This is a genomic window from Nonomuraea sp. NPDC005692, from assembly GCF_040631115.1.
Taxonomy (GTDB): Bacteria; Actinomycetota; Actinomycetes; order Streptosporangiales; family Streptosporangiaceae; genus Nonomuraea.
Genome location: NZ_JBEXYU010000006.1, coordinates 206,481 through 231,958 on the forward strand (window position 1 = coordinate 206,481; position 25,478 = coordinate 231,958).

The following is a 25,478-nucleotide window of genomic DNA, read 5'->3' on the forward strand; positions in this document are numbered from 1 at the left end:
TGGCAAGTGCCAATTCGGGGTGGGTTTCCGGCGTCGGAGGGTAAAAGTCAGCCAAGCCGTAAGAGAGGGGGATGCCCTGGGGCTGATTTGATCAAACCACCAGAGATCGAAATGCCGCGTTCATTCCCTGACGCGATGGCTCACCAGAGGCCGTCCGTCACATAAGGCTGGGCCGACGGGGGCTCGTCGGCCCGGCTGTGACGATCATTCGCTACTGCCAGAGCGAGGATCGACCGTCCTGATCGCGGGGGATCGGGGACGCAGCGTCGCGTCACCCCGATCGTGGGTGCGGATCCGGTGCGCGGGGGCCGCGCACCGGATCCGTGAACCACGCCACACCCCCCACCGGGCCGAACACGTGAGCCGCCTTCGACACCGCGCCGTCGGAGGCGGCTCACTCGATTTTTCGGAGTATTCCGGACGGACGCGTGGGAAGGAACAGGGTGGCCTTGTCCGGCGGAGCGGGGGAACGGAACATGGGGAGAGACCGCAAGGGAGCCTCGATGATCGAGATCTGGCCTGGAGACCCCTATCCTCTCGGGGCGACCTACGACGGCGCGGGCACGAACTTCTCGCTCTACACCGAGGTCGCCCATGCGGTGGAGCTGTGCCTGTTCGACGAGGACAACGTCGAGTCGCGGGTGCCGCTCACGGAGGTCGACGGGTTCATCTGGCACGGTTACCTGCCCGGCATCGGCCCCGGGCAGCGTTACGGCTACCGGGTGCACGGGCCGTACGAGCCGGCGCGCGGGCTGCGCTGCAACCCGAACAAGCTGCTGCTCGACCCGTACGCGATGGCGATCGAGGGCGGCGTCGACTGGCACGAGGCGGTCTACGGCTACCGGTTCGGCCAGCCGGACACGCGCAACGACGCCGACTCGGCCCCGTACGTGCCGCGGTCCATCGTGATCAACCCGTTCTTCGGGTGGGGGCACGACCGGCCGCCGGCGACGCCGTACCACGACACGGTGATCTACGAGGCCCACGTGCGCGGGCTGACGATAAGCCATCCCAAGATCCCCAAGCACCTGCGCGGCACGTACGCGGCGCTCGGCCACCCCGAGATCCTCGACCACCTCACCAAGCTGGGCGTGACGGCACTGGAGCTGATGCCGGTGCACCAGTTCGTCACCGACCACATCCTGGAGCAGCGCGGCCTGTCCAACTACTGGGGCTACAACTCCATCGGCTTCTTCGCCCCGCACAACCGCTACTCCAGCACCGGGCAGCGCGGCGGGCAGGTGCTGGAGTTCAAGGCGATGGTGCGCAGCCTGCACGAGGCGGGCATCGAGGTCATCCTCGACGTCGTCTACAACCACACCGCCGAGGGCAACCACCTGGGCCCGACGCTGGGGTTCAGGGGCATCGACAACAGCAACTACTACCGCCTGGTCGAGAACGACAAGCGCTACTACGTCGACACCACCGGCACGGGCAACAGCCTGCTCATGCGCTCCCCGCACGTCCTGCAGATGATCATGGACTCGCTCCGCTACTGGGTCATCGAGATGCACGTCGACGGGTTCCGCTTCGACCTCGCCTCCACCCTCGCCCGCGAGCTGCACGAGGTCGACCGGCTGAGCGCGTTTTTCGACCTGGTGCAGCAGGACCCGGTGTTGTCGCAGGTCAAGCTCATCGCCGAGCCCTGGGACGTCGGCCCCGGCGGCTACCAGGTCGGCAACTTCCCCTCGCGCTGGACCGAGTGGAACGGCCGCTACCGCGACACGATCCGCGACCTGTGGCGCGGGCAGGCCGCCACGCTGCCCGAGTTCGGCTCCCGCTTCACCGGGTCGAGCGACCTGTACAAGGACGACAGCCGCCGCCCGGCCGCCTCCATCAACTTCGTGACCTGCCACGACGGCTTCACCCTGCAGGATCTCGTCGCGTACAACGACAAGCACAACGAGGCGAACAAAGAGGGCAACCGCGACGGCACCGACGACAACCGGTCGTGGAACTGCGGCGAGGAGGGCCCGGCGAGCCTGGCCATCGAGTCGCTGCGCGAGCAGCAGAAGCGCAACTTCCTCACCACGTTGTTCCTGTCGCAGGGCGTGCCGATGCTCTCGCACGGCGACGAGCTGGGCCGCACCCAGAAGGGCAACAACAACGGCTACTGCCAGGACAACGAGCTGACCTGGGTCGACTGGTCCGACATCAGGGAGAACTGGCTGCTGCTGGAGTTCACCCAGGAGCTCGCGGCGCTGCGCAAGAAACATCCGGTCTTCCGGCGCAGGAGGTTCTTCTACGGCAGGCCGGTACGCGGGCTGAGCGACATCGCCTGGCTCACCCCGTCCGGGGAGGAGATGACCGACAGCGACTGGAACGTCGGCTACGCCAAGTCGCTGGCCGTCTTCCTCAACGGCGACGCCATCACCGAGCCCGACCGGCGCGGCCGCCCGATCAGGGACGACTCCTTCCTGCTGCTGTTCAACGCCCACCACGACACGATCAAGTTCACGATCCCCCAGGACTACGGCGAGATGTGGCACACCGAGATCGACACCGCGATGCCCATCAGGCTCGACGTGCGGATGGTGCGCGCGGGCGAGGCGATCGAGGTCCCCGGACGCAGCGTGCGGGTGCTGCGCCGTGTCTAGGCCGGCCTCGACGTACCGGGTGCAGCTCACCCCCGACTTCGGTTTCGCGCAGGTCGCCGAGATCGCCGGCTACCTGCGCGACCTCGGCGTCAGTCACGTCTACCTGTCGCCGGTGCTGCAGGCCACGCCCGGGTCGCGGCACGGCTACGACGTCGTCGACCACTCCAGGATCAGGGAGGAGTTCGGCGGGGCCACCGGCTTCCGCGAGATGGCCCAGGAACTGGCCGCGCACGACCTGGGCATCGTCATCGACATCGTGCCCAACCACATGAACACGATGAACGCCCAGTTCTGGTCGGTGCTCAAGGACGGCCCCGCCTCGCCGTACGCCGGCTGGTTCGACATCGAGTGGGTGGACGGGAAGGTGGCGCTGCCGGTGCTCGGCGACGACACCGAGCCGGTGGTCGACGGCGACGTCCTGCGCTACCACGAGCACGCCTTCCCCCACCCGGGCCACTACCGGCTGGTCGACTGGCGCGAGGGGCCCGGCTACCGGCGCTTCTTCGACGTGTCCTCGTTGATCGGGCTGCGCGTGGAGGACCCGTCGGTGTTGTTCGCCACGCACGAGGTGATCTTCTGGCTGCTCGACGAGGGCCTGGTCGACGGCTTGCGCATCGACCATCCCGACGGCCTGGCCGACCCTCGCGGCTACCTCGACCGGCTGCGCGAGCGGACCGGCGGCCCCTGGACGGTCGTGGAGAAGATCCTCATCGGGCCCGAGCGGCTGCAGCCCGACTGGGCCTGCGACGGCACGACCGGCTACGAGGTGCTCAACCGGATCAACGGCCTGTTCGTCGACCCCTCGGGCAAGGAGCCGCTGGTCCGGCTGTTCAGCGAGCTGACCGGGCAGCCGGACGACTACCGTCCGGTCATGACGCAGGCCAAGCGCGAGGTGCTCGACCTGTTCTTCGGGGCGGAGGTCGACCGGCTGGCCAGGGTCACCGGCTGCGAACCGGCCGCGGTGTCGGAGCTGCTGGCCGCGATGCCGCTCTACCGCGCCTACCTGGTGCCGGGGGAGGAGCCGCCGCCCGAGTCGGTGGAGATCGTCGAGCTGGCCGCCGCCGAGTGCTCGCCCGCCGTGCGGCCGCTCGTCCAGCAGGTCCTGTACGGTTCGCCGGAGGCGATCGTGCGTTTCCAGCAGACGTGCGGGCCGGTCATGGCCAAGGGCGTCGAGGACACCGCGCTGTACCGGTGGTTCCCGCTGTCGTGCCTCAACGAGGTGGGCGGCGAGCCGGACGTGTTCGGCGTCTCGGTTGAGCAGTTCCACGACTTCTGCGGGGAGATGTCCCCGTACACGATGACGACCCTGTCCACGCACGACACCAAGCGGTCGGAGGACGTGCGCGCCCGGTTGTCGGTGTTGTCGGAGATGCCCCGGGAGTGGGCGTCCGTGGTGTCCGAGTGGTCGCGGGAGCTCTCGTTCGACCCCCACCTCGACTACCTGGCCTGGCAGAACCTCATGGCGGCCTGGCCGATCTCCGCCGAACGCCTCACCGACTACCTGCTCAAGGCGGCTCGGGAGGCCAAGACCGCGATCTCGTGGGTGCGTCCGGACGCCGGCTACGAGCGGCGGCTGCGGGAGTTCGCGCAGGCCGCCGTGCGGCTGCCGGTGGAGGAGTTCACCGAGCGCATCGAGCCGTTCGCGATGTCGAACTCGCTCGGGGCCAAGCTGGTGCAGCTCATGATGCCCGGGGTGCCCGACGTGTACCAAGGCAACGAGACCACCGACTTCTCGCTGGTCGATCCGGACAACCGGCGGCCCGTGACGTACCCGCGCAAGCCCGAGACCTCCTGGGACGCCGCCAAGCTCCTGGTCACGACGCAGGCGTTGCGGCTGCGCAGGCGGCTCGGGGGCGCGGCGCCGTACCTGCCGCTGCGGGCGGAGGGGGAGGCGGCCGAGCACGCGATCGCCTTCGCCCGGGGCGAGGGCCCGCGGGCGGTGGCGGTCGCCACCAGGCTGCCGGTACGCCTCGCGCGCCGCTCCGCGGTCGCCGGCCACTCGGTGTGGGGCGACACCACCTTGACGCTGCCCGGCGGATCCTGGCGCGACCTGCTCACCGGCGAGCCGCACTCGGGAACGGTTCCGCTGGCCCGGCTGCTCGATCAGTACCCCGTCTCACTGCTGGAGCGACATGATCTTTGAGGTCTGGGCACCGAAGGCCACGGCTGTCGAGGTCGACGTTCTGGACGGACGCCGGCCGATGTCCCAGGGGGAGAGAGGCTGGTGGTGGGCCGAGGTCGCCGAGGCCGGCCACGGCACCAGGTACGCCTTCGTCCTCGACGGCGGCGGGCCCTACCCCGACCCGCGCTCCCGGCGGCAGCCGGAGGGGGTGTTCGGGCCGAGCGCGGTCTACGAGCACGACCGCTTCACCTGGTCCGACCACGACTGGAAGGGCCGCGACCTGCGCGGCTCGGTGATCTACGAGCTGCACGTCGGCACGTTCACCGGCGAGGGCACGTTCGCCGCGGCGATCGAGCGGCTGGAGCACCTGGTCGAGCTCTGCGTGGACTTCGTGGAGATCATGCCGGTCGCCCCCGTCCCCGGCGGGCGCAACTGGGGGTACGACGGCGTCGACCTCTACGCGGTCAACGAGACGTACGGCGGGCCCGACGGGCTGAAGTCGTTCGTGGACGCGTGCCACCGGGCCGGGATCGGCGTCATCCTGGACGTGGTCTACAACCATCTGGGGCCGTCGGGCAACTTCCTCCACCCCTTTGGTCCGTATTTTTCCGGCTTTGCTGGTAGCTATTGGGGTGAAGCGGTCAATCTGGACGGGCCGGGGTCCGACGAGGTCCGCCGGTACTTCATCGGCAACGCCGTCCAGTGGCTGCGCGACTACCACATCGACGGGCTGCGGCTGGACGCCGTCCACGCGCTGCACGACCGGCGCGCCCGCCACCTGCTGGCCGAACTGTCGGCGGAGGTCGACGCGCTGGCCTGCTCGCTCGGCCGGCCGCTGTCGCTGATCGCCGAGTCCGACCTCAACGACCCGCGCATGGTACGCCCGCTGGAGGCCGGCGGCCTGGGGATGACCGCGCAGTGGAACGACGACGTCCACCACGCCCTGCACACCGCCGTGAGCGGCGAGAGCCACGGCTACTACGAGGACTTCGCCGACCCGTCGGCACTGGCCAGGGTGCTGACCCGAGGCGTGCTGCACGACGGCGGCTACTCCAGCTTCCGCGACCGGGCGCACGGGCAGCCCTTCACCGGCGTGCCCGGCCATCGGCTGGTCGCCTGCCTGCAGAACCACGACCAGATCGGCAACCGGCCCGGCGGCGACCGGCTGCCCGTGTCCGCGCTCAGGCTGGGGGCCGGGTTGCTGCTGACCTCGCCGTTCACGCCGATGTTGTTCATGGGGGAGGAGTGGGGGGCCCGCGCGCCGTTCCTGTTCTTCTCCGACCACGTGGAGCCCGAGCTGCGGGAGAGCGAGGGGACGCGGCGCGAGCGCGAGTTCGACGGCTTCGGGTACGCCTGGGACGCGCCCGACCCGTCCGACGAGGAGGCGTTCCTGCGTTCCAAGCTGGACTGGAGCGAGTTGAAGGAGGAGGAGAACTGGTCCCTGCTGTGCTGGTACCGGGACCTCATCGCGCTGCGCAAGGCGCTGCCGGAGCTGTCGGACCCGCGGCTGGACCGGGTGCGGGTGGAGGCCGATCCGGAGGGCAGGTGGCTGGTCATGTGGCGCGGGACGGTGTGCGTCAGCGTCAACTTCTCGCCGGAGACGCTGACGTTGCCACCGGCGGGCGCCATTCTCCTGCTGGCCTCGGACGACCCGGTCGCCGCCGGCCCCGACGGCCTCCGCCTCCCCGGCCAAACCCTGGCCATAACCCGCACCACCCCCTGACCCCCGGGCTCCCGCCTCCCCCCCCACACCACCCCCTGACGGCCTCCCGCCTCCCCGGCCAGACCCTCGTTCCATCTCCCGCGCCATCCCCTGGCCGGGCGGTGCTGCGCAGGTGTCTCCCCGGGGGTTGTCCACAGGCTGGGGGCCGGTCGGCGGGGTTGTCCCCAGAACGGGGTTCGGCCGCACCGGGGCGGGCCGGGTTCCGGATCCTGGGTGCCTCACCACGTTTCGAAGGCGAGGCACCTCATGAAGATCGTTCTGCCGCTCCCCGCCATGCTGACCTCACTGTTCGTCGTAGCCGTGGAGCACCTGCCGTTCGACGTCGACACGTTCGTGCCCTGGCGCGTCCCCGGGCCGTACCGGAAGGCGGCCCGTGACGCGCTCGACACCCCGCCGTCCCTGACCGTCACCCATGCTCCCGCCCCCTGGCGACCGGCCGGGCTCACCCTCACGGGCGACGAACGACGGCGGCTGCGCCGAGCCGGGCAACACGTGCTGGTGTCCACCACCGCGCCCCCACGCCGCCTGCCCGGCAACGTGCAGACCGCCAGAGCCGTGGCCCGCGCCCTCGCCCGCCAGTGCGACGGCCTGCTGATCGACCCGTCGACCGCCTCGGCCGTGCCCGCCTGCCCGAGGTCGCCGGGCGAGCCAGGAGACTTCCGCCTCGGCGACGACTGGCTCACCTGGAACGTGCAGATGCGCGACGACGCCACCTGCCCCCCATGGGACCCGTCCGAGACGGCCGCCTGCGACTGCCTGCGCGTCACCTCGCGCGGGCTGAGCCGCTTCGCGCTGCCGGAGATCACCCTCGACGGCGCCGCCTGCGCCCACAGCCTGTGCGCGACCGCCCTGCTCCGATCGGTGGCCCATCGCCTGGTCGCCGACCAGCTCGCCCATCTGCGGGCGCACCCGCTGGCCACCTGCCACGAGATCGACGACCTGCTCCGGATCCGGCCGTCCGGCGCCCTCCGGGGCGTCCCGCCGTTCGGCGTACGGCTGACCCCATGCGACGCCGACCTCGGCGAGCCGGGTAGCTCGAGCGCCATCCGCCGCCTGAAGGTGGGCCCCGCCCCCGGCTGCGGCCGGCTCACCCGTCTCAAGGTGGGGCCGCCGTCCGGCTTCACCGGCTCGGTCAACGACTGGCTCCGCACCACCGGCAGCCTCGACCTGACCTCCGTCGACCACCCCGCCCGCCCGGCCCTCGCCGCCTGATCCCCGCCCCCGCGAGACGGTCAGACCCCTGGAGCACGTACGTGCCTCCCCGCTCATGAGCACGTTTCACGACCCCGGCGAATGTCGTCGGGGCGCCGGTCCAGTGAGAGGCAGGTGGTCAGCGGTGCAGGATCCGGGTGAGGGCCTGGTCGAGCGTGGACATGGGGTCCGCCGTGGGGCGAGGGGCGCGCCAGGCCACATACCCGTCGGGCCGCACCAGGACGGCGCCGCCTTCCCGCACCCCGTACCGCTCCCGCCAGCGGCCCTCCACGTCCACCAGCTCGTCGTCCACCAGGATGCGGGTGAGCTGCACGCCCAGGCGCTCCTTGACCACGCGGCCGGCGTCCATCCAGACCTGGCCGCCACTCTTGTCGGCCAGCAGGACGAAACCCGAGCCGAACAGGTCGATGGTCGAGATGCGCTGCCCCTCCCAGTCGAGCACGACGTGCGGGGCGCGGCTGCCGGGGCGGCCGCTCGGGGTGCGCGGGTCCTCCAGGAGCGAGCCGTCGTCGCCGGGCTCCTCCAGGACGGCGGCGGAGTGGTACCGGTAGCCGAGCATCGCCTGCAGGAAGTCCTCCAGGGGCTCGGGGTAGTCGGAGCGCTCGTCCACGGGCATCCGCACGCTGAGATTGGCGAGCTGGGCGTCCGCGGTCAGGGCACCGATCGGGCGGCGTTCGGCGTCGTAGGTGTCCAGGAAGCCGGGGCCGGCCTGCCCGCTGATCACCAGCCAGAGGCGCCAGGCGATGTCGCAGCCGTCCTGGAGGGCGGTGCTGCCGCCCTGGCCGCCGGTGGGCGGCATGGTGTGGGCGGCGTCGCCGGCGAAGAAGACGCGTCCGGCGCGGAAGGTGTCGGCCACGACGTGCGCCAGGCTGAACGTCGCCGTGTCCAGCACCTGCACGTCCAGGTCCGGGATGCCGGTTCCGACGCGGATGAGCTCGACGCAGCGTTCCTCGGTGAGCGCGTCGGCGCCGCCGTCCGGGGAGGGGGCCTGGTTGATGCCGAGCACGTGCGCGCCGACGCCCGTGCCGGTCACGATGACGCCGGTGAACGCGTCGTTGTGCAGGTACCAGACGATGACCTCGCGCTCGTTCACCAGGCCGGTCAGGTCGGCGTCGAACATGATCGAGCGCATCTGCACGAGATCACCCCTGCCGGAGGTGGGCACGGCCAGCCGCTCGCGCAGCGTGCTCCGGTGGCCGTCGGCCGCCACCACGTAGTCGGCCCGTACGATGCTCTCTTCGCCGTCGGCGGCCCGGATCACGGCGGTGACGCCGTCGTCGTCCTGGTCGAGGGAGATCAGCTCGGTGGAGAAGCGCAGGTCGGCGCCGAGCTCGTCGGCGTAGGCGCGCAGCACCCGCTCGACCTCCGACTGGGGGGCGCCCACGCGGGGCACGGGGGTGAGGTCGGCGAGGGCGTCGAAGTCGCCCGAGTCCTCGAAGATCATCTGTGGGTCGGGGTCGGCCAGCGTTTTGGCGATCGCGATGCGCATGGAGTCGCCGATGCCGATCCAGATGTCGGCGAACGTCTGCTCGATCCCCGGAAGCGGCCGCAGCAACTCGACGGCTCGCGGTCCCATGCCGAACGCCTTGGGCTGGATGGACGTGCTCGGGTGCCGCTCGACCAGAATGACGGGCACTTCGCGCCAGGCCAGCAGCGCGGCAGCGCTCAGGCCCGCGTACCCACCGCCGACCACCAGCACGGGCACTCGCTCTTGTCTCATTGCCTCCACCTCCGGGCACACGTAGTATCGCGTTCACTGATCAAGCGACACGATATGTCGCGTTTACGGAGACGGTCAAGACATATCGCGAATCCCGCCATTCATCGGAGCTCTCAGACCACCTGGAAGCACGACGCCTCCTGAGCACGGGGTCAAACGGCCGGCGTCCGCCCCGCCCGCGAACCGAGCAGCGCCGACATCGCCGGGACAGGCTTGCAACACGTCAAGACGACCTTCAGCGCCACGCCCCTGCTACGGGCCTCCGCGCCACGTGTTCGCTCCGGGGCTCCGCGCTACGTACCCGCTGCGAGGCTCCTCATCGCGTGCCCGCTACGGGAGACTTCCCGCCTTGTGCGCGCGGGGCTGCGCGCCACATGCCCGCTACGGGCGCCTCACCATGTCCCGCTATGGGGGTTCTCGCCATGTCCGGCTGTGTGGGTTGCGTGCGACGTGCCACGTGCCCGCTTCGGGCCTCCTCGTCACGTGCCGCTATGGGAGGCTTTCCGCCCTGTGCCCGCTGCGGGAGCTGCGTGCCACGTGCCTGCGTTGGCGGCTCCTCGCCACGTGTCCGCTACGGGAGGCTTTCCGCCCTGTGTCCGCCGCGGGGGCTGCACGCTACGTGCCCGTTGCGGGGCTTCTCACTGTGTGCCCGAATGGGGGCTCAAGCTTACGAGGATGCGGCCGAGAGCTCCCATGCGGTGCGGGCTGTCGCTGGTCGACTGCCGCCCGCCTTCCCGACCAGCCACATGCCGATGGCGTACGGCCTCTGGGCGGGCGGTCAGGTGTTGAGGTGCTGGCTGGGGGCGGCTTCTGGGGGAGCGGCTTGGGGCTGAGGTGTTCTGCTTGGAAGCTTGGTGGCGGGGAGGTGGGTCAGGAGAGGTGGCGTTCGAGGCTTTGGAGTTTGGTGGTCATGCCGTCCGTCACGCCCGGGCGGAGGTCGGCCTTGAGGACCAGGCTGACTCTCGGGGCGACCTCGGAGACGGCGTCGACCGCGCGCCTGACGACGTCCATGACCTCGTCCCATTCGCCCTCGATCGTGGTGAACATCGCGTCCGTGTGGTTGGGCAGGCCGCTCTCGCGGACCACCTTGACGGCGCGGGCGACCGGTTCGGCGACCCCTTCGCCGACGCCCAGCGGGGTGATGGAGAAGGCCACGATCATGGCGACAGATCCCTCGGAGAGCGGAAAAAGCCTGGACGAGACGATCGTAGCCGGGAGCGAAGAGCCACGACGCGGGTGGGGCGTCGTGGCTGATCGCCGTACGTCAGAGGTCACGACGCGGTGGGCGCCGTGGCCGGCGCCGTGCGACGGAGCCGCAGCGCAGATGGTGCGCCGTGGCCGGTCGCCGTACGTCGGAGGTCACGGCGCGGGTGGGGCGCCGTGGCCGGTCGACGTACGTCACGTCACGTCACGTCACGTCACGTCACGTCACGTGTGAGAGGTCACGCGTGGTCGTGGTCGTGGTGGTCCTCGTCCTCGTCCTCGCTCGGCCCCTCGGACGGCTCCACCCCGAGAACGGCCTCGCGCGGCTCGATCTCGGTGATGTGGTCCACGAGCTGCAGCACGTGGTCCGGCTCGATCAGCCACTGGAGCGCGGAGGCGCCGGTCTCGTCGGAGTTGACGAGGTCGGCCTGCTCGGAGCGCTCCTCGTCGCTGAGGTCGGCGTCGGGATGCCGGATCTCGGCCAGCGCCGCCGCCTGCAGCGCGTTCACGTCGAGCACCTCCACGGTCAGCTCGACCGTAAGGCGCAGGTATTTCGGTTCATCACTCATGGCGACGATGCTAGGGCAGCTTCCACTCGACAGGTGCGGCGCCTTGCTGGGTGAGCAGCTCATTGGCGCGGCTGAACGGCCGCGAGCCGAAGAAGCCGCTGCGCGCCGACAGCGGGGACGGATGCGCCGACTCGATGCGCGGCACGCTGCCGAGCATGGGCGCGAGGTTGCGGGCGTCGCGACCCCACAGGATGGCGACCATCGGCTTGTCGCGGGCCACGAGGGCGCGGATGGCCTGCTCGGTGACCTGCTCCCAGCCCTTGCCCCGGTGGGAGGCGGGCTTGCCCGGCATGACGGTCAGGACCCTGTTGAGCAGCAGCACGCCCTGCTCGGCCCACGGGGTCAGGTCGCCGTTGGCGGGGCGGGGGAGGCCGAGGTCGGACTCCATCTCCTTGTAGATGTTGAGCAGGCTCCCGGGCAGCGGCCGCACCTCGGGCGCCACCGAGAACGACAGCCCGACGGGGTGGCCGGGCGTGGGGTAGGGGTCCTGACCCACGATCAGCACCTTGACGTCGTCGAAGGGCTGGTTGAACGCGCGCAGGACATTGGGGCCCGCGGGCAGGTACTGCCTGCCCTCGGCGATCTCGTTGCGCAGGAACTCACCCATCAAGGAGATCTGCTCGGATACGGGCTCAAGAGCCTGAGCCCATCCGGCTTCGACGACTTCATGCAAAGGACGACCGGCCATGGCCGTGAAGCTTATCTAGGTCTGGTACGGCTTGCCGCCCAAACGGACGCGCAGGCCGTACCGGAATGATCACAACGACGGCTTGCCGGGCTGGAAGAGCCAGGCGTCGAAGAGGGCGTCGAGCTGCCTGCCGGACACGCGTTCGGACAGGGCGACGAAGGCGGCGGTGTCGGCGTTGCCGTACTTGTGGTCGTTCGCCCAGGTGCGCAGGATCGTGAAGAACGCGGTGTCGCCGACGGTCCGGCGCAGGACGTGCAAGGTCGCCGCGCCGCGGTCGTAGACGGGGTCGTGGAAGAGGGCGGCGGCGCCGCCGGGGTCGGCGGTGGGCGTCTGCCAGAACTCGTCGTCGGCGGGCCTGGCGTAGACGCCGTCGAAGGACGTCTGCACGGTCCGGCTGCCGATCTTCTCCAGCCAGAGCCATTCCGCGTACGTCGCGAATCCCTCGTTCAGCCAGATGTCCCGCCATAACGTGGGCGTCACCGAGTCGCCGAACCACTGGTGGGCCAGCTCGTGCGCGAGCAGCGACTCGCCGGGCACCACGGGGTAGATGGGCCGGGTCTGGGTCTCCAGGGCGTAGCCGACGTTCGGCTCGTGGTCCACGATCCCGCCGGTGGAGGAGAAGGGGTAGGGGCCGAAGATCGAGCTGAAGTAGTCCAGGACGGGGGCGTGACGGGCGGCGAAGTCGGTCGCCGTGCCGGCGAGCTTGGGATCCACGGCGGTGATCACCCGGTAGCCGCCGGACCTGGTGTCGGTGAGCTGGAACTTGCCGATCGACACCGTGGTCAGGTAGCTGGCCATGGGTTCGCGGGCGTCCCACACGTAGGTGGTCCGGCCGCCGGCCGACGTCCTGGTCACCAGGTCGCCGTTGGCCACCGCGACCCTCGTGCTGGGCACGGTCACCGCGAACCGGTACGTCGCCTTGTCGGACATGTGATGGTTGCCGGGGTACCAGGTCATCGCGCCCTGCGGCTCGTTGGCGTTGAAGACGCCGTCGCTGGTCCTGATCCAGCCGTCCCTGGAGCCGTCGGGGTCGAGGACATGGGTGGGCCTGCCGTCGTACCGGACGACGACGGAGAAATTCTGCCCGGAGGCCGGCGCGGCGGCGGGGGTGACGACCAGTTCGTCGCCGCTGCGGGTGAAGGCGGCGGGCCTGCCGTCCACGGTGACCGAGCGTACGGACAGCGAGCCGGACAGGTCGAGGTCGAAGCGGCTCAGCGCCTGGGTGGCGCGGGCGGTGACGGTGGCGACGCCGGTCAGGACGTTGGAGGAGGGGTCGTAGTCGAGGGCGAGGTCGTAGTGGCCGACGTCGTAGCCGCCGTTCCCCTGACCGGGGAAGTACGGGTCGCCCGCCCCGGGCGCGCCCGGGGTGCCGCCGAGCGCGGCGGCGGGGGTGAGGGGGAGGGAGATGAAGGCTGCTGCGGCGAGGGCGAGAAGACGCTTCATGAACAATCATCGGAGGTCCGGAAGGACGTGTTACGGGCGCCCGCCTGCCCCCCTCGGGAGGCGGGCGCCCGCCGGGAATGGCCTACTTGACGGAACCGGCCATCATGCCCTGGACGAAGTACCGCTGGAAGGCGAAGAACAGCACCAGCGGGATGATCAGTGACAGGAACGCCCCGGAGGAGAGGATGTCGACGTTCGATCCGAACTGCCGCATCTGGGACTGCAGGGCCTTGGTCATCGGCTGGTTGTCGGTGTTGGCGAACACGAGCGCGATGAGCATGTCGTTCCACACCCACAGGAACTGGAAGATGCCCAGCGAGGCGATGGCCGGCTTGCCCAGCGGGAACACGACCTGGGCGAAGATCTTCCACTCGGGTGCGCCGTCCATCCTGGCGGCCTCCAGGAGCGAGGCCGGGATGCCGACGAAGAAGTTGCGCAGCAGGAAGATGGCGAACGGCAGGCCGAACGCCGTGTGGAACAGCACCACGCCGGGGATCGTGCCGAAGATCCCGACACCGCCGTAGAAGGCGGCGACGGGGATCAGCGCGATCTGGATCGGCACGATCAGCAGGCCCACCACGACCAGGAACGCCGTGTCCCGGCCGCGGAACTCCATCCACGCGAACGCGTACGCCGCCATGGCCGCGATGCCGATCACCAGGATCGTGGTCGGCACGGTGATGGCCACCGTGTTCCAGAACGACGAGGTGAAGCCGCTGGCCAGCAGGTTCTTGTAGTTGGCCAGGGTCAGCTCGGCGGGCTTGGTGAAGATCGTCCACCAGCCCTCGGCGTTGTTCACCTTCACCGTGCGCAGGGAGACGACCAGCAGGCCCAGCGTCGGCACCAGCCAGAACAGGCCGAGCACGATCATGACCACCTGGACGGCCCCGCCACCGAGGCGGTCCACGATCCTGCTCGCCACGCCCCTGCGCGGCGCGCCCGCCTCCAGTCCGTGAGACGCGTTCACGGTCGCGGTCGTCATGTGTCTTCCCTTCTGAACCGGCGGATGTTCATGATCATGAAGGGGAGGACCAGGATGAGCAGGAACACCGCGAGTGCGCTGCCGAGCCCCTGGTTGTTCCCGCCGCCGAACGACACGCGCCACATCTCCAGCGCGACCACGTTCGACTGCGGCTGAACCGAGGCAGGCGCGATGATGTAGACCAGGTCGAAGACCTTCAACGTATTGATGATCATCGTCACGAAGACGACGAGCAGCACCGGCGACAGCAGCGGCACGGTGATCCGCCGGAACACCTGCCACTCGGTCGCGCCGTCGATGCGGGCGGCCTCCAGGGCGTCCCGCGGGATGGCGGCGAGGCCGGCGGCGATCAGCACCATCGCGAACCCGGCCCACACCCAGACGAACGCGCCGATGATCGCCGGCGTGATGAGCGTCTGGCCGAGCCAGGTCAGGCCGCCGTAGCTGGCCTGGAAGTTCGACTCCGGCAGCCGTACGACGTAGGAGCCCGCGGGCAGGCCGTCGAAGCGGAACGTGCCGTCGTCGGCGGTCGTGGCGGTGCCCGCCACCTTGCCGTTCTGGACCGCCTCGACGGTGATGCCGGGCAGGCCCTTCTCCGTGGGGTCGACCGCGCCGCTCTGGCCGCCGCCGCCCTGGGTGAAGTCGAACCAGACGGTCCCGGACAGGCCGTCGCCCGAGGGGGCGCGGGCGGTCTGGGCGTTGGACGGCATGGTCTGCGGCTTGACGCCGACGATCGGGATCAGCACCGGCCGGCCCGCCTGGGCGGGCTCCTTGGTGACGACCGCGCCGTTCTGCTCGGTCACGGGAGACTCGTCGCCGCCGCGCGGCCGGGCCTCGGGGTAGCCCTTGGAGGAGGAGAACGTGTCGTGCACGGTGGTGAGCACGGCGTTGGCCAGGCCCTTGTCGGGGCTCTCCTCGTACACCAGGCGGAAGATGACGCCCGCGGCCATCAGCGAGACCGCCATGGGCATGAACACGATCAGCTTGAACGCCGTCGCCCACTTGATGCGCTCGGTCAGCACCGCGAAGATCAGGCCGATCGTGGTGACCACGATCGGCGCCACGACCACCCAGATGAGGTTGTTGCGGATCGTGACGAGCATGCCGTTGTCACTGAAGATCGTTGCGTAGTTGCCCAGCCCCACGAACCCGCTGCCCGAGGCGTCGAACAGGCTGCGGAAGATGGAGTAGACGATGGGGTAGACCACCCAGACGCCGAGCAGCAGGGCTGCCGGCAGGAGGAAGGCGATGGCGACCGCCGGCGATGGGCCGAGGCGTCGTCTCGTACGGGGGGTTTCAGCCGGTCCTGCGGAAGGCCCGCCCGCGATCTTCGCGGGCGGGGCCGCCGGGCCGTCCAACCGTTCGGTCACGGCCTTACCTCTTTACTTCCAGGCCTTCTTGGCCTCGGCCTCGAGCGCCGCCTGGGCGCCCTTGACGTCGCTCGGGTTGCGCAGGAAGTCCTGGAGGACCTTCCACTCGCCCTTGCCGTCGGTGCCGCCGAAGGCGCTCGGGGCCAGGTCCGACATGTCGTAGCGGACGGCGTCGCCGGCGGAGACGATCGTCTGGCCGAGCTGCTTGGTCAGCTCGTCGGGGTAGTTGTCGGGGGAGACGTTCTTGTTGGGCGACAGGTAGCCGGGGAGCTTGGCCCAGATCTCGCCGCCCTCCTTGGAGGCCAGGAACTGCACCAGGGCCATCGCGCCGGGGGAGTCCTTCATGACCACGGCCACGTCGCCGCCGAGCACGACCGGGGCGGTGTCGCCGGCCTTCGGGAACGGGAAGTACTTGGCGCCCTCGCCGACCTTGGCGCCGTCCTGGGTGGCCTGGGTGGCGACGAAGTCGGCCTCGATGACCATGGCGGCCTTCTTGTTGCCGTAGACCTTGGTCACGCAGGTCGGGAAGTCGGTCTGCAGGGCGCCGGAGGCGCCGTCGAGCACGAACTCCTTCTTGCCCGCGATCTGCGCGATCTTCTCCAGGGCGGTGGCGACGCTGGCGTCGGTCCAGGGGATCTCGTGCTTGGAGAGCTTGTCGTAGTTCTCCGGGCCGGCGCTGGACAGGTAGACGTTCTCGAACAGGTCGGTCAGCGTCCAGCCGGAGGCGCCGCAGAGGGAGAAGGGCGGGGTGCCGGAGTCGGCGATGGTCTGGCCGGCCTTGATCAGCTCGTCCCAGGTCGTCGGCACCTGGACGCCGGCCTCCTCGAACGCCTCGGAGCGGTACCAGACCAGCGACTTGTGCGCCGCCTTGATGAGCACGCCGTACACCTTGCCGTCGGCGGAGCCGAGCTCCTTCCAGTACGGCGTGTAGTTGGTGTCGATCTCCTGGGTGACCTCGGCGGACAGCGGCTTGAGCGCGTCCTGCTTGGCGTACTGCTGCACCAGACCCGGCTGCGGCAGGATCGCGACGTCCGGCGGGTTCTTGCCCTGGATGCGCGGGCCGAGGTAGGCGCCGGTGTCCTCACCCGTGGAGGCGTAGGTGACGGTGGCGCCGGTCTTGTCGGAGAAGGCCTTGAGCACCTGCTCGAAGTTCTTCTGCTCCGCGCCGGTCCACTTGGCCGCGACCTCCAGCTTGACGCCCTCGAGCGTCTTGGCGCCGGCGGCGGAACTGGCCGGCGCCGACTCCGAGGCGGTGGGGGTCGTCGTCGTCGGGGCGTTGCCGCAGGCGGCGACGGCTACCGCGAGCCCTGCCAGGACTACTGCTGCTCTGGCTTTACGCATGGCTTGCCTCACTGGGTTCTGATGATCTCTTCGAGTTCGGACTTCATGGAGGCCGCGACGTCGTCGGCGGACTCGTTCTCGGGGTCGGCCAGGGCCTTGGCGACCGAGCTGGCGATCACCAGGCTCACCTGGTTGTAGTTGGCGCTCACCGGCCGTGGTTTGGCGGCGAGGATGCTCTCCTTGAGCACCGGCAGGTACGGGAACCGCTTGATCAGGGCCGGGTCGTCGTACAGCTCGGTCCACACGGGCGGGAAGGAGCCCTCGGTGAGGACGCGGCGTTCGTTCTCCAGGCTGGTGAAGTAGCGGATGAACTGCTGTGCGGTCTGCTGGTGCTTGGAGTAGGCGCTGACGGCCAGGTTGATCCCGCCGAGGGAGCTGGATCCCTGACCGTTGAGTCCGGGCAGCCGGGTCACCGCGAAGCGGTCGCCCAGCTTGGCCCTGGCCGGGCCGTAGGCGTGCGGCCAGTTGCGGGCGAAGGCCAGCTTCCCGTCCTGGAAGGCCAGCCGGGTCTCCTCCTCCTTGAAGGTCAGCGAGTCGCCGGTGATCCAGCGTTCCCGCAGCCCTTGCATCAGGAAGTCGAGCGCGATCTTCCCCTTGGCCGGATCGAGGGTCACTTCCGTGCCGTCGTGGTTGAGAATCTGCCCGCCCGCCGACTGCACTGCCTCGGAGAAGTTCACGGTCAAGCCTTCGTAGGCCAGGAGTTGGGCTGCATAGCCTCCGATGTCCCGCTTTTTCGTTACTTCTCGCGCTTTATCGCGAAGTTCCGCCCAGGTCTGCGGCGGCTTCTTGATGAGATCGGTCCGGTAGTAGAGCAGTCCCGCGTTGCTGGTGTACGGGACGGCCCAGAGCTTGCCCTTGTAGACGGCCGTGTCCACGACGGGCGGCAGGAACCTGTCGAGCGGGAACAACCCGCGCTCCAGGGGGATGATCCAGCCGTTCTCCGCGAACTCGGCGGTCCACACGACGTCGAGCCCCAGCACGTCGTAGCGGTTGCTCTGGGCCTGGAGGTTGGCCACCATCTGGGCGCGTTGCTCGTCGGCGGCCTCGGGCAGCTCCAGCAGCGTCACCTTCTCGGCCGGGTGGGCCTGGTTCCAGCGGTCCAGCAGGGGTTGCAGGTACGCCGTGGTGTCGCGTCCGGTGGCGAAGGTGATCGGGCCTGTGCCGCCCGTCCCCTTCTCGCCGCTGCCCTCGTCACCCGCCGCCGTGCATCCGGCCGCCAGCACGACGACCAGAACGAACGAAAGCGGGCGCAGCACTCTGTTTCCTCCACAATCAGCGGGGTTACATACGTGTTAGGTAGATGCATTCATGTTATGCACACCTGTAATCTGATGGTCAACGGATACCTACGTAACGCTCACGTAACACAAAGCGGGGAGGTGAGGCGTGCGGCTTCACCTGCTGGCGCTCCTGGCCAAGGAACCGGCCCACGGCTACGAGCTCAAACAGGCCCTTGAACAGACGTTCGGCAGCGCCTACCCCTCCCCGAACATCGGGCAGATATACGTGACGCTCGGCCGGCTGGAGAAGGACGGGCTGGTCAGGGCCGTCGACGTCGAGCAGTCCAACCGGCCGAACAAGAAGGTCTACTACCTGACCGCCAAGGGCCGCGACCTGCTCACCATCTGGGTCGACGAGCCCACCGAAGGGCCCAGGGTGCGCGACGAGTTCTTCATGAAGCTCGTGCTCGCGCCGCTCACCGGCATCGCCGACCGGATGGCGCTGATCAGTCGCCAGCGCCGCCACTACCTGTCGCTCATGGGCGACCTCAACGACCTGCTCTCCCGTACGGAGCCCACCGACCGGGTGGCCCTGCTGCTGATCGAGGGGGCCATGCTGCACCTCCAGGCCGATCTTGACTGGCTGGAGCGATGCCAGGAGGATCTGGCATGAGCTCGGTCCTAAAAACGGTCAATCTGGTCAAAATCTACCAAGATGGCGCAGTGCCGGTGCCGGCCGTGCGCGGGGTGGACCTCCAGGTCGAGCCGGGCGAGTTCGTCGCGGTGATGGGGCCGTCCGGCTCGGGCAAGTCCACGCTCGTGCACATGCTCGGCGGCCTCGACGCGCGCACCAGCGGCGAGATCTGGCTCGACGGGCAGCGGGTCGACACCCTCTCCGAGAGCGCCTGGGCGCTGCTGCGGCGCAAGAAGGTCGGCTTCGTCTTCCAGTTCTTCAACCTGGTCGCCAACATGACCGTCGGCGACAACGTCGAGCTGCCCGCGCTGCTGGCCGGGGCCTCGCCCAAGGTGGCGCGCGAGCGGCGCGAGAGCCTGCTCGGCGCGCTCAACCTGGCCGACCGCGCCGCGGCCTCGCCCGCCCAGCTCTCCGGCGGCGAGCAGCAGCGCGTCGCGCTGGCCAGGGCCCTGGCCAACAAGCCCAGCCTGCTGCTGGCCGACGAGCCCACCGGCAACCTCGACAGCCGCAACACGCGCGACGTGCTGCGCCTGCTCAGCGACGTGCACAAAGAGGGGCAGACGATCGTCATGGTCACCCACGACGCCCGGGTGGCGGGCCTGGCCGACCGGCTGGTGTCGCTGTTCGACGGCGAGATCGTCGACGACGGCCGCATCGCCCGCCGCCGCACCCGTACCGCCGGCGAGGTGATCGACCTCCGATGAGCACCACCCTGGCCGGAAGCCGGTGGATCAAGGCCGACCTGCGGGCCAGGAAGGGCCAGGCGGTGCTCACCGTGCTGGTCGTGGCCGGGATCGTGGCCGCCCTGATCACCGCGGCGACCCTCCTGGAGGACGGCACCAACCCGTGGCGCAGCCTGTCGGCCCAGACCGACGGCGCCCACGTCTGGGTCTACACCGACGACGACCCCGACGTCGCCCTGGGCGGCATCGACGGCGTCACCGGCACCGCCGGCCCCTACCGCTCGGCCCCCGTCACCGTGGCGCAGGAGGGCAAGAAGGAGCCCGCGTCGCTGCGCGCGATGCCCGCCTCGCCGCCCCGGGTGGCCCATCCCGTGCTGGCCGAGGGCAGGTGGCTCGACGGCTCGCAGCCCGACGGCGTGGTCGTCGAACACTCCTTCGCCAGGTCGCTGGGCCTGGCGATCGGCTCCCCGTTCACCGTCATCGCGCTCAACGGCGAGCGCCACACGCTGTACGTACGCGGCATCGCCGACTCCGCCGACCAGGGCTTCTACCCCGAATGGACCCCCGGGCTGGCCTGGGTGCTGCCCGCCACGCTCGACCGCGTCGAGCCCATGCTGGGCCGCAGCGAATGGGTCACCGGGCTGCGCCTGTCCGACCCCGACGCCAGCCAGGTCGTGGCCCAGCGCGTCGTGGTGATGCTGGAGGACAAGCTCCAGCGCGTCTACACCTGGCGCGAGGTCAGGGCCGCGATGGAGCTGGACAACCGGCTGCTCGGCACGCTGCTCGCGCTGTTCGGCGTGGTGGGCATGGTCGCGGCGGCGCTCGCGCTGGCCAACGCCGCCGGCGGCCGGGTGCTCGGCCAGCTCCGCGACCTGGCCACGCTCAAGTCGATGGGCTTCACCGGCGGCCAGGTCGCCCTGCTGCTCCTGGTCGAGCACGGCGCGCTCGGCCTGCTCGGCGTCGGTCTCGGCGCGCTGGCGGGCTGGGGGGCGACGGCGGTGGTGCTCGGCACGTACTCGGCCGCGCCGATGCCGGTGCTGGCCATCGTGGCGGGCACGGCGCTGGTCGTCCTGGGCGCGGTGGGGGTGCCCGCCTGGCGGGGCGCGCGCACGCCGCCGATCCCCGCCGTGCCGGCCTCGCCGCCGCGCGGCCACCTGTCCCGGCTGGCCCGGCTCGGCCTGCTCGTACGCCTCCCGCCCGCCCTGATCCTGGGCACCCGCGACGCCTTCACCAGGCGCGTGCCGGCGTTCCTGACGGCGTTCGGCCTGGCCGTGCCGATGATGATGATCACGATCGGCCTCGGCGTCTGGGCCACCCTCGACAACTTCCTCAGCCACCCCGAACAGGTCGGCCAGCACGCCAGCCTGTACGTGCGCCCCGGCAAGCAGATGGAGTCGGCCGAGGCCCAGCGCATCGCCGAACGCGACCGCGACGTGCGCTCGGTCTACCCGGGCACCGACGTGAACGCCCTGGCCCCGGGCGAGGCCCGTTCGGTCCGGGTACGGGCGGTCGGCAGCTCGACCGACCCCTACCCGTTCCCCGTCGTGGAGGGCAGGGGCTACACCGAGCGCGGCGAGGCGGTCGCCGGGCAGGGGCTGCTCGACCTCCTGGGGGTCAGGATCGGCGACCGGGTGCGCCTGACCGTGGGCGGCTCGCCGCTGATCGTCCGGATCGTGGGCCGTACCGTCGAGCCCGACCTGGACGGCGAGGTGCTCTCGGTGGGCCTGGACAGCCTGGCGGCCAAGGACTCCGTGCCGCCCCAGTACTACGCGCTGGCGCTGCGGCCGGGCGCGGACAAGGCGGAGGTGCGGGCCCGGCTGCTGGCCGAGTCGGCGGAGGGCCTCGACGTGCAGGCCGCGGTCAACCCGGCCGACCGGCTGTCGATCATCAGAGTGGTGATCGTGGCGCTGATCGCCGTGCTGGCCCTGATCGGCCTGGCCAACCTGCTCACCGCGAGCGCGATCGGCCTGCGCGACCACGCCTTCGACCTGGCTGTGCTCAAGGCGATGGGGCTGACGCCACGCCAGGTCATGGCCACGCTGGTGACCGGTACGGGCCTGCTGGTCGTGCTCGGCGTCGGCGCCGGCACGGCGGTGGGGGCGTCCGTGGTGGTGGGGCTGATCGACCTGCAGGGTCACACGAGCGGCGTGGGCGCGGGCATCGGCCGCGCGCCCTCGCCGGTGACGCTGGCGTTGGCCGTGGTGACGGCCGTGGGCACGGCCCTCGCGGTGGCGCTCATTCCCGCCCGCCGCGCGGCCCGTGCCCAGGTGCCCGTCACTTCACGCTGATCCCCCCGGGGGCTGTGCTCAGTCCCCGGGCTTCAGCGCGAACCAGTAGAAGCCGTGGCCCGGCAGGGTCAGCAGGTAGGGCAGCTCACCGATCTTCGGGAAGCGCACCCCGCCGCGGGCCTCGACCGGCACCATGCCCTCGAACCTGCGCAGGTCCAGCTCGACGGGCTGCGGGAACTTCGACAGGTTGTTGACGCAGAGCATCACGTCGTCGCGGTCCTCGCGCACGTACGTGAGCACGCACGGGTTGGAGGACCACATTTCGGTGTAGGCGCCGAGGCCGAACACCGGGTGGTTCTTGCGGATCTCCAGCATGCGCCGGGTGAAGTGCAGCAGGGAGCCCTCGTGGCGCTGCTGGGCCTCCACGTTGACCGCCTGGAAGCCGTAGATCGGGTCCATGACGGCCGGCAGGTAGAGGCGGCCCGGGTCGGCCGAGGAGAACCCGGCGTTGCGGTCGGGGCTCCACTGCATCGGCGTGCGGACCGAGTCGCGGTCCTCCAGCCAGATGTTGTCGCCCATGCCGATTTCGTCGCCGTAGTACATGACCGGCGAGCCCGGCAGCGACAACAACAGCGCCGTGAACAGCTCGATCAGGTCCCGGTTGTTGTCCAGCAGGGGCGCCAGGCGACGCCGGATGCCGAGGTAGGCCCGCATGCGCGGGTCCTTGGCGTACTCCTTGTGCATGTAGTCGCGCTCTTCCTCGGTCACCGTCTCGAGCGTGAGCTCGTCGTGGTTGCGCAGGAAGATGCCCCACTGTGCCGTGTCGGGCAGCTTGGGGGTGCGGGACATGATCTCGGAGATCGGCTCGCGGGTCTCCTTCTTCACCGCCATGTAGATGCGCGGCATCAGCGGGAAGTGGAAGGCCATGTGGCACTCGTCGCCGCCGGTGGTGGGGTCGCCGAAGTACTCCACGACGTCCTCGGGCCAGCCGTTGGCCTCGGCCAGCAGCACCCGGTCGGGGTAGAGCCGGTCGACCTCCGAGCGGATCTTCTTCAGGTACGCGTGCGTCTCGGGCAGCCCGGAGCACGCCGTGCCCTCACGCTCGAACAGGTACGGCACCGCGTCGAGGCGGAAGCCGTCGATGCCCAGGTCGAGCCAGAACCGCAGGACCTCCAGCATGGCCTCCTGCACCGCCGGGTTGTCATAGTTCAGGTCCGGCTGGTGGTGGAAGAAACGGTGCCAGTAGTACTGCTTGCGCACAGGGTCGTACGTCCAGTTGGACTCCTCGGCGCCGATGAAGATGATCGGCGCGTCCGGATAGCCGGTGGGCTCGTCGGACCAGACGTAGAAGTCCCCGTAGGGCCCCTCCGGGTCATGCCTGGAAGCCTGGAACCACGGGTGCCTGTCGCTGGTGTGGTTCATGACCAGGTCGGTGATGATCCGCAGGCCCCGCTCGTGCGCGGCCTCGATCAACTGCACGAAGTCTCCCAGGTCGCCAAAATCCGGAAGGATCTTCATATAGTCCGAAATGTCATAACCGCCATCGCGCAGCGGGGACTCGTACAGCGGCAGCAGCCAGAGGCAGTCGACGCCGAGCCATTCCAGGTACCCGAGCTTCTCGATGAGACCGCGCAGGTCGCCCGTGCCGTCACCGTTGGAGTCCTTGAACCCCCGGACGAGAACCTCGTAGAACACCGCCCGCTTGTACCATCGCGGATCTTCCGAGACGAAAGCCTCAGAGATCGACTCCGGTGATGGGGATGCGTTGATCATGATGTCGCTCACAGGAAGAGATGTGGGCAGGACGAAGTCACCGGTTACCCCGGCGTTCTTAGCTGGTGACCGCGCCGCGTGGAGTCGTCATCCCTGCGAACTCCATGCCCTCGAACGAGACCGGATTTGTGATCTGGTGCCCGTTTGTTGCGGCGCTTACGGGCCGAACACTACCAGCCCGGTGGCTTTCCGGAACCCGCTTCTGCTGTGCGACGTGTAATACCCGCGAGATCCGTATGTAATCGCCCTGTTACCCAGAGTTCGCTAAAAAGGGGCGGTGACGTCGGGGAGGTCGTTCTCGAAGTCGTTCAGCCAGAGTCCGAAAAGCACCAGCCCGCGCACCCAGAAACGGTCGTTCCAGCCGTTGAACCGGGTCAGCGCGTCGGGCCCGCCGGCGATCACCTCGTGCAGCTCGTCGGAGAGCATTCCGGGCACGCGCCTGGCCACGACTTCGAGCATCCCGTGGGAGTAGGCCCGCGCCGGCGCGGCCGTGGAACGCAGGGGCACCCGCTGGAGCGGCTGCTTGACCACGTTCGTGGAGGGCAGCGCGGCCACCCTCGGGTTGGCCGCGTGCAGTACCTCGCGGTAGAAGCGGCCCTTGTCCTTGCGCGCGACGCCGACGCTGAGCGCGGCGTCGAAGAAGGCGGGGTGGATGAACGGCGCCGCGAACGACGCCTCCGGGCCCACCAGGTTCACCGCCGAACGCGCGATGCCGCGCACGGTCCTGGTGTGCAGCACCGACAGCGGCAGCTCGGCCCGGTGGCCGTGGAGCATCGAGGTGGCCGCCGCGAACTGCTCGCGCACGGTCTCCTCCATCCACTGCGCGGCGGCCTTGGACAGGAACGGCTGCGCGGGTGCGCCCAGCGACAGCGAGCCGAGCAGCGCCGCCGACCGCTCGGCCTGCGTCCTGGCCTCCAGTGCGGCGCCGCTGACCATGAAGTTCTTCAGCAGCGGGCCGCCGGCCAGGCCGTCGACCAGGATGCGGCCCGCGCCGTGCACCTCCTTGGCGAACGGCGCGTACCAGGCGTGGTGCGGCGTCAGGTACTCCAGCCGGCGGGCCACCTCGGCGGCGTCGCCGGGGTAGGCGGCGGCGTCCTGGGTGACGACCCGGTGCGGGATGCCCAGCTCGCGGGTGATCGCTCTGGCGAAGGCGATGTCGGTGTCGGTGCCGTCGTCGGGGCTGGTGGTCCACGACTCGACGTCGGCGCCGCGGGCCACGGCCACGCTCGCCAGCAGGCGCGAGTCGTAGCCGCCGCTGACCGGCACGAGCAGCTTGCGGCCGTCGTAGTCCTCGTAGACGTGGTGGAGCAGCTCGACGATCTCCTCGGGGCTGGTCCACGCCTCGTACGGCTCGGTGCGCAGCCAGCGCGGCAACCGGCGCTCGGTGGCCAGGCGGCCGTGCTCGAACACCAGCGCGCTCGACCCCGGCAGCCGCCTGACCTCCCGGTACGGGGTCGCCTCGCCCAGCGGGAACGTCACCTGGATGATCGAGGCCCAGGCGGCCCAGTCGATCTCGATGGCCACCAGGCTGAGCAGCGGCTGGATCAGCGAGGAGAAGTAGACCGCGTCGCCCTGGCGCACGTAGTAGACGTCGACCAGGCCCAGAGCGCCCGCGTGCAGCGCCACCCGCGCGCCGTCGCCGATCAGGCCGGGCGTCTCGTACGTCTCCGCGACCGTGATCCAGTCCTCGGCGGCGGCCGGCTTGCGCTCGCCCCACGAGAACGCGAACGCGCCGCCCGCCCGGTGGTACGGCGGCAGCGGCGCGGAGCTGAACAGCGCGGCCTCGTCCGTCTGGAGCGCGGGCCGCACCTTGGGGCCCGCGGCGGTGAGTTTGCCCAGTATGGAGGTGTCGATCCGGCCGAGAGCGCCGCATACGTAGGGTCGCACGTTGAACTGCACCGGATCTCATC

General features: G+C 70.0%; 18 protein-coding genes. 7 read left to right on the plus strand and 11 right to left on the minus strand.

Going from position 1 to position 25,478, the window contains the following annotated elements; translation table 11 throughout:
• Positions 1–503 precede the first annotated feature (503 nt).
• The 4 genes from glgX to ABZ459_RS16135 all read left to right on the plus strand — a co-directional run bounded on the left by glgX (position 504) and on the right by ABZ459_RS16135 (position 7,654).
• Positions 504–2,597: a glycogen debranching protein GlgX gene (gene glgX / locus ABZ459_RS16120; RefSeq protein WP_357971017.1), complete on the plus strand. Its 2,094-nt coding sequence runs from the start codon at positions 504–506 to the stop codon at positions 2,595–2,597.
• Complete coding sequence (treY, locus tag ABZ459_RS16125; RefSeq protein ID WP_357971018.1) at positions 2,590–4,740, plus strand: malto-oligosyltrehalose synthase; 2,151 nt, start codon at positions 2,590–2,592, stop codon at positions 4,738–4,740. Before glgX ends, treY begins: the two co-directional genes overlap by 8 nt.
• The gene (treZ, locus tag ABZ459_RS16130) at positions 4,730–6,442 is read left to right on the plus strand and encodes a malto-oligosyltrehalose trehalohydrolase (protein WP_357971019.1); all 1,713 of its coding nucleotides are present in this window, start codon (positions 4,730–4,732) and stop codon (positions 6,440–6,442) included. The genes treY and treZ overlap by 11 nt, the downstream gene beginning before the upstream one ends.
• A 246-nt stretch (positions 6,443–6,688) precedes the next feature.
• Positions 6,689–7,654, plus strand: a complete 966-nt coding sequence (locus ABZ459_RS16135; RefSeq protein ID WP_357971020.1) for a hypothetical protein — start codon at positions 6,689–6,691, stop codon at positions 7,652–7,654.
• A gap of 118 nt (positions 7,655–7,772) precedes the next feature.
• Here the strand turns inward: ABZ459_RS16135 and ABZ459_RS16140 are convergent, their stop codons facing one another.
• From ABZ459_RS16140 to ABZ459_RS16180, 9 genes are all read right to left on the minus strand, one after another.
• Positions 7,773–9,374, minus strand: a complete 1,602-nt coding sequence (locus ABZ459_RS16140) for an FAD-dependent monooxygenase (protein ID WP_357971021.1) — start codon at positions 9,372–9,374, stop codon at positions 7,773–7,775.
• An 870-nt stretch (positions 9,375–10,244) separates the two neighbouring features.
• Positions 10,245–10,535, minus strand: a complete 291-nt coding sequence (locus tag ABZ459_RS16145; protein ID WP_357971022.1) for an MTH1187 family thiamine-binding protein — start codon at positions 10,533–10,535, stop codon at positions 10,245–10,247.
• Positions 10,536–10,816: 281 nt separating this feature from the next.
• Positions 10,817–11,146, minus strand: a complete 330-nt coding sequence (locus tag ABZ459_RS16150) for a hypothetical protein (protein ID WP_352320347.1) — start codon at positions 11,144–11,146, stop codon at positions 10,817–10,819.
• Between the two features lie 10 nt (positions 11,147–11,156).
• Entirely contained in the window at positions 11,157–11,834 is a 678-nt protein-coding gene (locus ABZ459_RS16155) for a uracil-DNA glycosylase (RefSeq protein WP_357971023.1), read from the minus strand.
• 69 nt (positions 11,835–11,903) lie between these two features.
• Positions 11,904–13,277: a M1 family metallopeptidase gene (locus tag ABZ459_RS16160; RefSeq protein WP_357971024.1), complete on the minus strand. Its 1,374-nt coding sequence runs from the start codon at positions 13,275–13,277 to the stop codon at positions 11,904–11,906.
• An 82-nt stretch (positions 13,278–13,359) separates the two neighbouring features.
• Entirely contained in the window at positions 13,360–14,259 is a 900-nt protein-coding gene (locus tag ABZ459_RS16165; protein WP_357971025.1) for a carbohydrate ABC transporter permease, read from the minus strand.
• Positions 14,256–15,629 carry an ABC transporter permease subunit gene (locus tag ABZ459_RS16170; RefSeq protein ID WP_357971026.1) on the minus strand — a complete coding sequence of 458 codons (1,374 nt, stop codon included), beginning with the start codon at positions 15,627–15,629 and terminating at the stop codon, positions 14,256–14,258. Before ABZ459_RS16170 ends, ABZ459_RS16165 begins: the two co-directional genes overlap by 4 nt.
• A gap of 12 nt (positions 15,630–15,641) precedes the next feature.
• Positions 15,642–16,970, minus strand: coding sequence for an ABC transporter substrate-binding protein (locus tag ABZ459_RS16175; RefSeq protein ID WP_352320357.1), 1,329 nt, complete (start codon positions 16,968–16,970; stop codon positions 15,642–15,644).
• Positions 16,971–16,978: 8 nt separating this feature from the next.
• Complete coding sequence (locus tag ABZ459_RS16180) at positions 16,979–18,226, minus strand: ABC transporter substrate-binding protein (RefSeq protein ID WP_357971027.1); 1,248 nt, start codon at positions 18,224–18,226, stop codon at positions 16,979–16,981.
• A gap of 130 nt (positions 18,227–18,356) precedes the next feature.
• On the opposite strand from ABZ459_RS16180, the gene ABZ459_RS16185 reads away from it, so the two are divergent.
• The 3 genes from ABZ459_RS16185 to ABZ459_RS16195 are packed head-to-tail and all read left to right on the plus strand — an operon-like array spanning position 18,357 to position 21,855.
• Positions 18,357–18,863, plus strand: a complete 507-nt coding sequence (locus ABZ459_RS16185; protein WP_352349944.1) for a PadR family transcriptional regulator — start codon at positions 18,357–18,359, stop codon at positions 18,861–18,863.
• Positions 18,860–19,588 carry an ABC transporter ATP-binding protein gene (locus ABZ459_RS16190; protein ID WP_352320362.1) on the plus strand — a complete coding sequence of 243 codons (729 nt, stop codon included), beginning with the start codon at positions 18,860–18,862 and terminating at the stop codon, positions 19,586–19,588. The genes ABZ459_RS16185 and ABZ459_RS16190 overlap by 4 nt, the downstream gene beginning before the upstream one ends.
• Complete coding sequence (locus ABZ459_RS16195; protein WP_357971028.1) at positions 19,585–21,855, plus strand: FtsX-like permease family protein; 2,271 nt, start codon at positions 19,585–19,587, stop codon at positions 21,853–21,855. Before ABZ459_RS16190 ends, ABZ459_RS16195 begins: the two co-directional genes overlap by 4 nt.
• A gap of 18 nt (positions 21,856–21,873) precedes the next feature.
• Here the strand turns inward: ABZ459_RS16195 and treS are convergent, their stop codons facing one another.
• Together treS and ABZ459_RS16205 are read right to left on the minus strand one after the other, a co-directional pair.
• Positions 21,874–23,568, minus strand: coding sequence for a maltose alpha-D-glucosyltransferase (gene treS, locus ABZ459_RS16200; RefSeq protein ID WP_357971029.1), 1,695 nt, complete (start codon positions 23,566–23,568; stop codon positions 21,874–21,876).
• 264 nt (positions 23,569–23,832) lie between these two features.
• Positions 23,833–25,455 carry an asparagine synthetase B family protein gene (locus tag ABZ459_RS16205; RefSeq protein WP_357971030.1) on the minus strand — a complete coding sequence of 541 codons (1,623 nt, stop codon included), beginning with the start codon at positions 25,453–25,455 and terminating at the stop codon, positions 23,833–23,835.
• Positions 25,456–25,478: the final 23 nt, after the last annotated feature.

What these genes read in the sequence shown, in the direction of transcription:
- ABZ459_RS16155 (WP_357971023.1), bottom strand. Translation starts at nt 11,834, where the DNA reads ATGGCCGGTCGTCCTTTGCATGAAGTCGTCGAAGCCGGATGGGCTCAG.
- ABZ459_RS16160 (WP_357971024.1), bottom strand. Translation starts at nt 13,277, where the DNA reads ATGAAGCGTCTTCTCGCCCTCGCCGCAGCAGCCTTCATCTCCCTCCCC.
- ABZ459_RS16165 (WP_357971025.1), bottom strand. Translation starts at nt 14,259, where the DNA reads ATGACGACCGCGACCGTGAACGCGTCTCACGGACTGGAGGCGGGCGCG.
- treZ (WP_357971019.1), top strand. Translation starts at nt 4,730, where the DNA reads ATGATCTTTGAGGTCTGGGCACCGAAGGCCACGGCTGTCGAGGTCGAC.
- ABZ459_RS16195 (WP_357971028.1), top strand. Translation starts at nt 19,585, where the DNA reads ATGAGCACCACCCTGGCCGGAAGCCGGTGGATCAAGGCCGACCTGCGG.
- ABZ459_RS16150 (WP_352320347.1), bottom strand. Translation starts at nt 11,146, where the DNA reads ATGAGTGATGAACCGAAATACCTGCGCCTTACGGTCGAGCTGACCGTG.
- ABZ459_RS16175 (WP_352320357.1), bottom strand. Translation starts at nt 16,970, where the DNA reads ATGCGTAAAGCCAGAGCAGCAGTAGTCCTGGCAGGGCTCGCGGTAGCC.
- glgX (WP_357971017.1), top strand. Translation starts at nt 504, where the DNA reads ATGATCGAGATCTGGCCTGGAGACCCCTATCCTCTCGGGGCGACCTAC.
- ABZ459_RS16135 (WP_357971020.1), top strand. Translation starts at nt 6,689, where the DNA reads ATGAAGATCGTTCTGCCGCTCCCCGCCATGCTGACCTCACTGTTCGTC.
- ABZ459_RS16190 (WP_352320362.1), top strand. Translation starts at nt 18,860, where the DNA reads ATGAGCTCGGTCCTAAAAACGGTCAATCTGGTCAAAATCTACCAAGAT.
- ABZ459_RS16145 (WP_357971022.1), bottom strand. Translation starts at nt 10,535, where the DNA reads ATGATCGTGGCCTTCTCCATCACCCCGCTGGGCGTCGGCGAAGGGGTC.
- treS (WP_357971029.1), bottom strand. Translation starts at nt 23,568, where the DNA reads ATGATCAACGCATCCCCATCACCGGAGTCGATCTCTGAGGCTTTCGTC.
- ABZ459_RS16140 (WP_357971021.1), bottom strand. Translation starts at nt 9,374, where the DNA reads ATGAGACAAGAGCGAGTGCCCGTGCTGGTGGTCGGCGGTGGGTACGCG.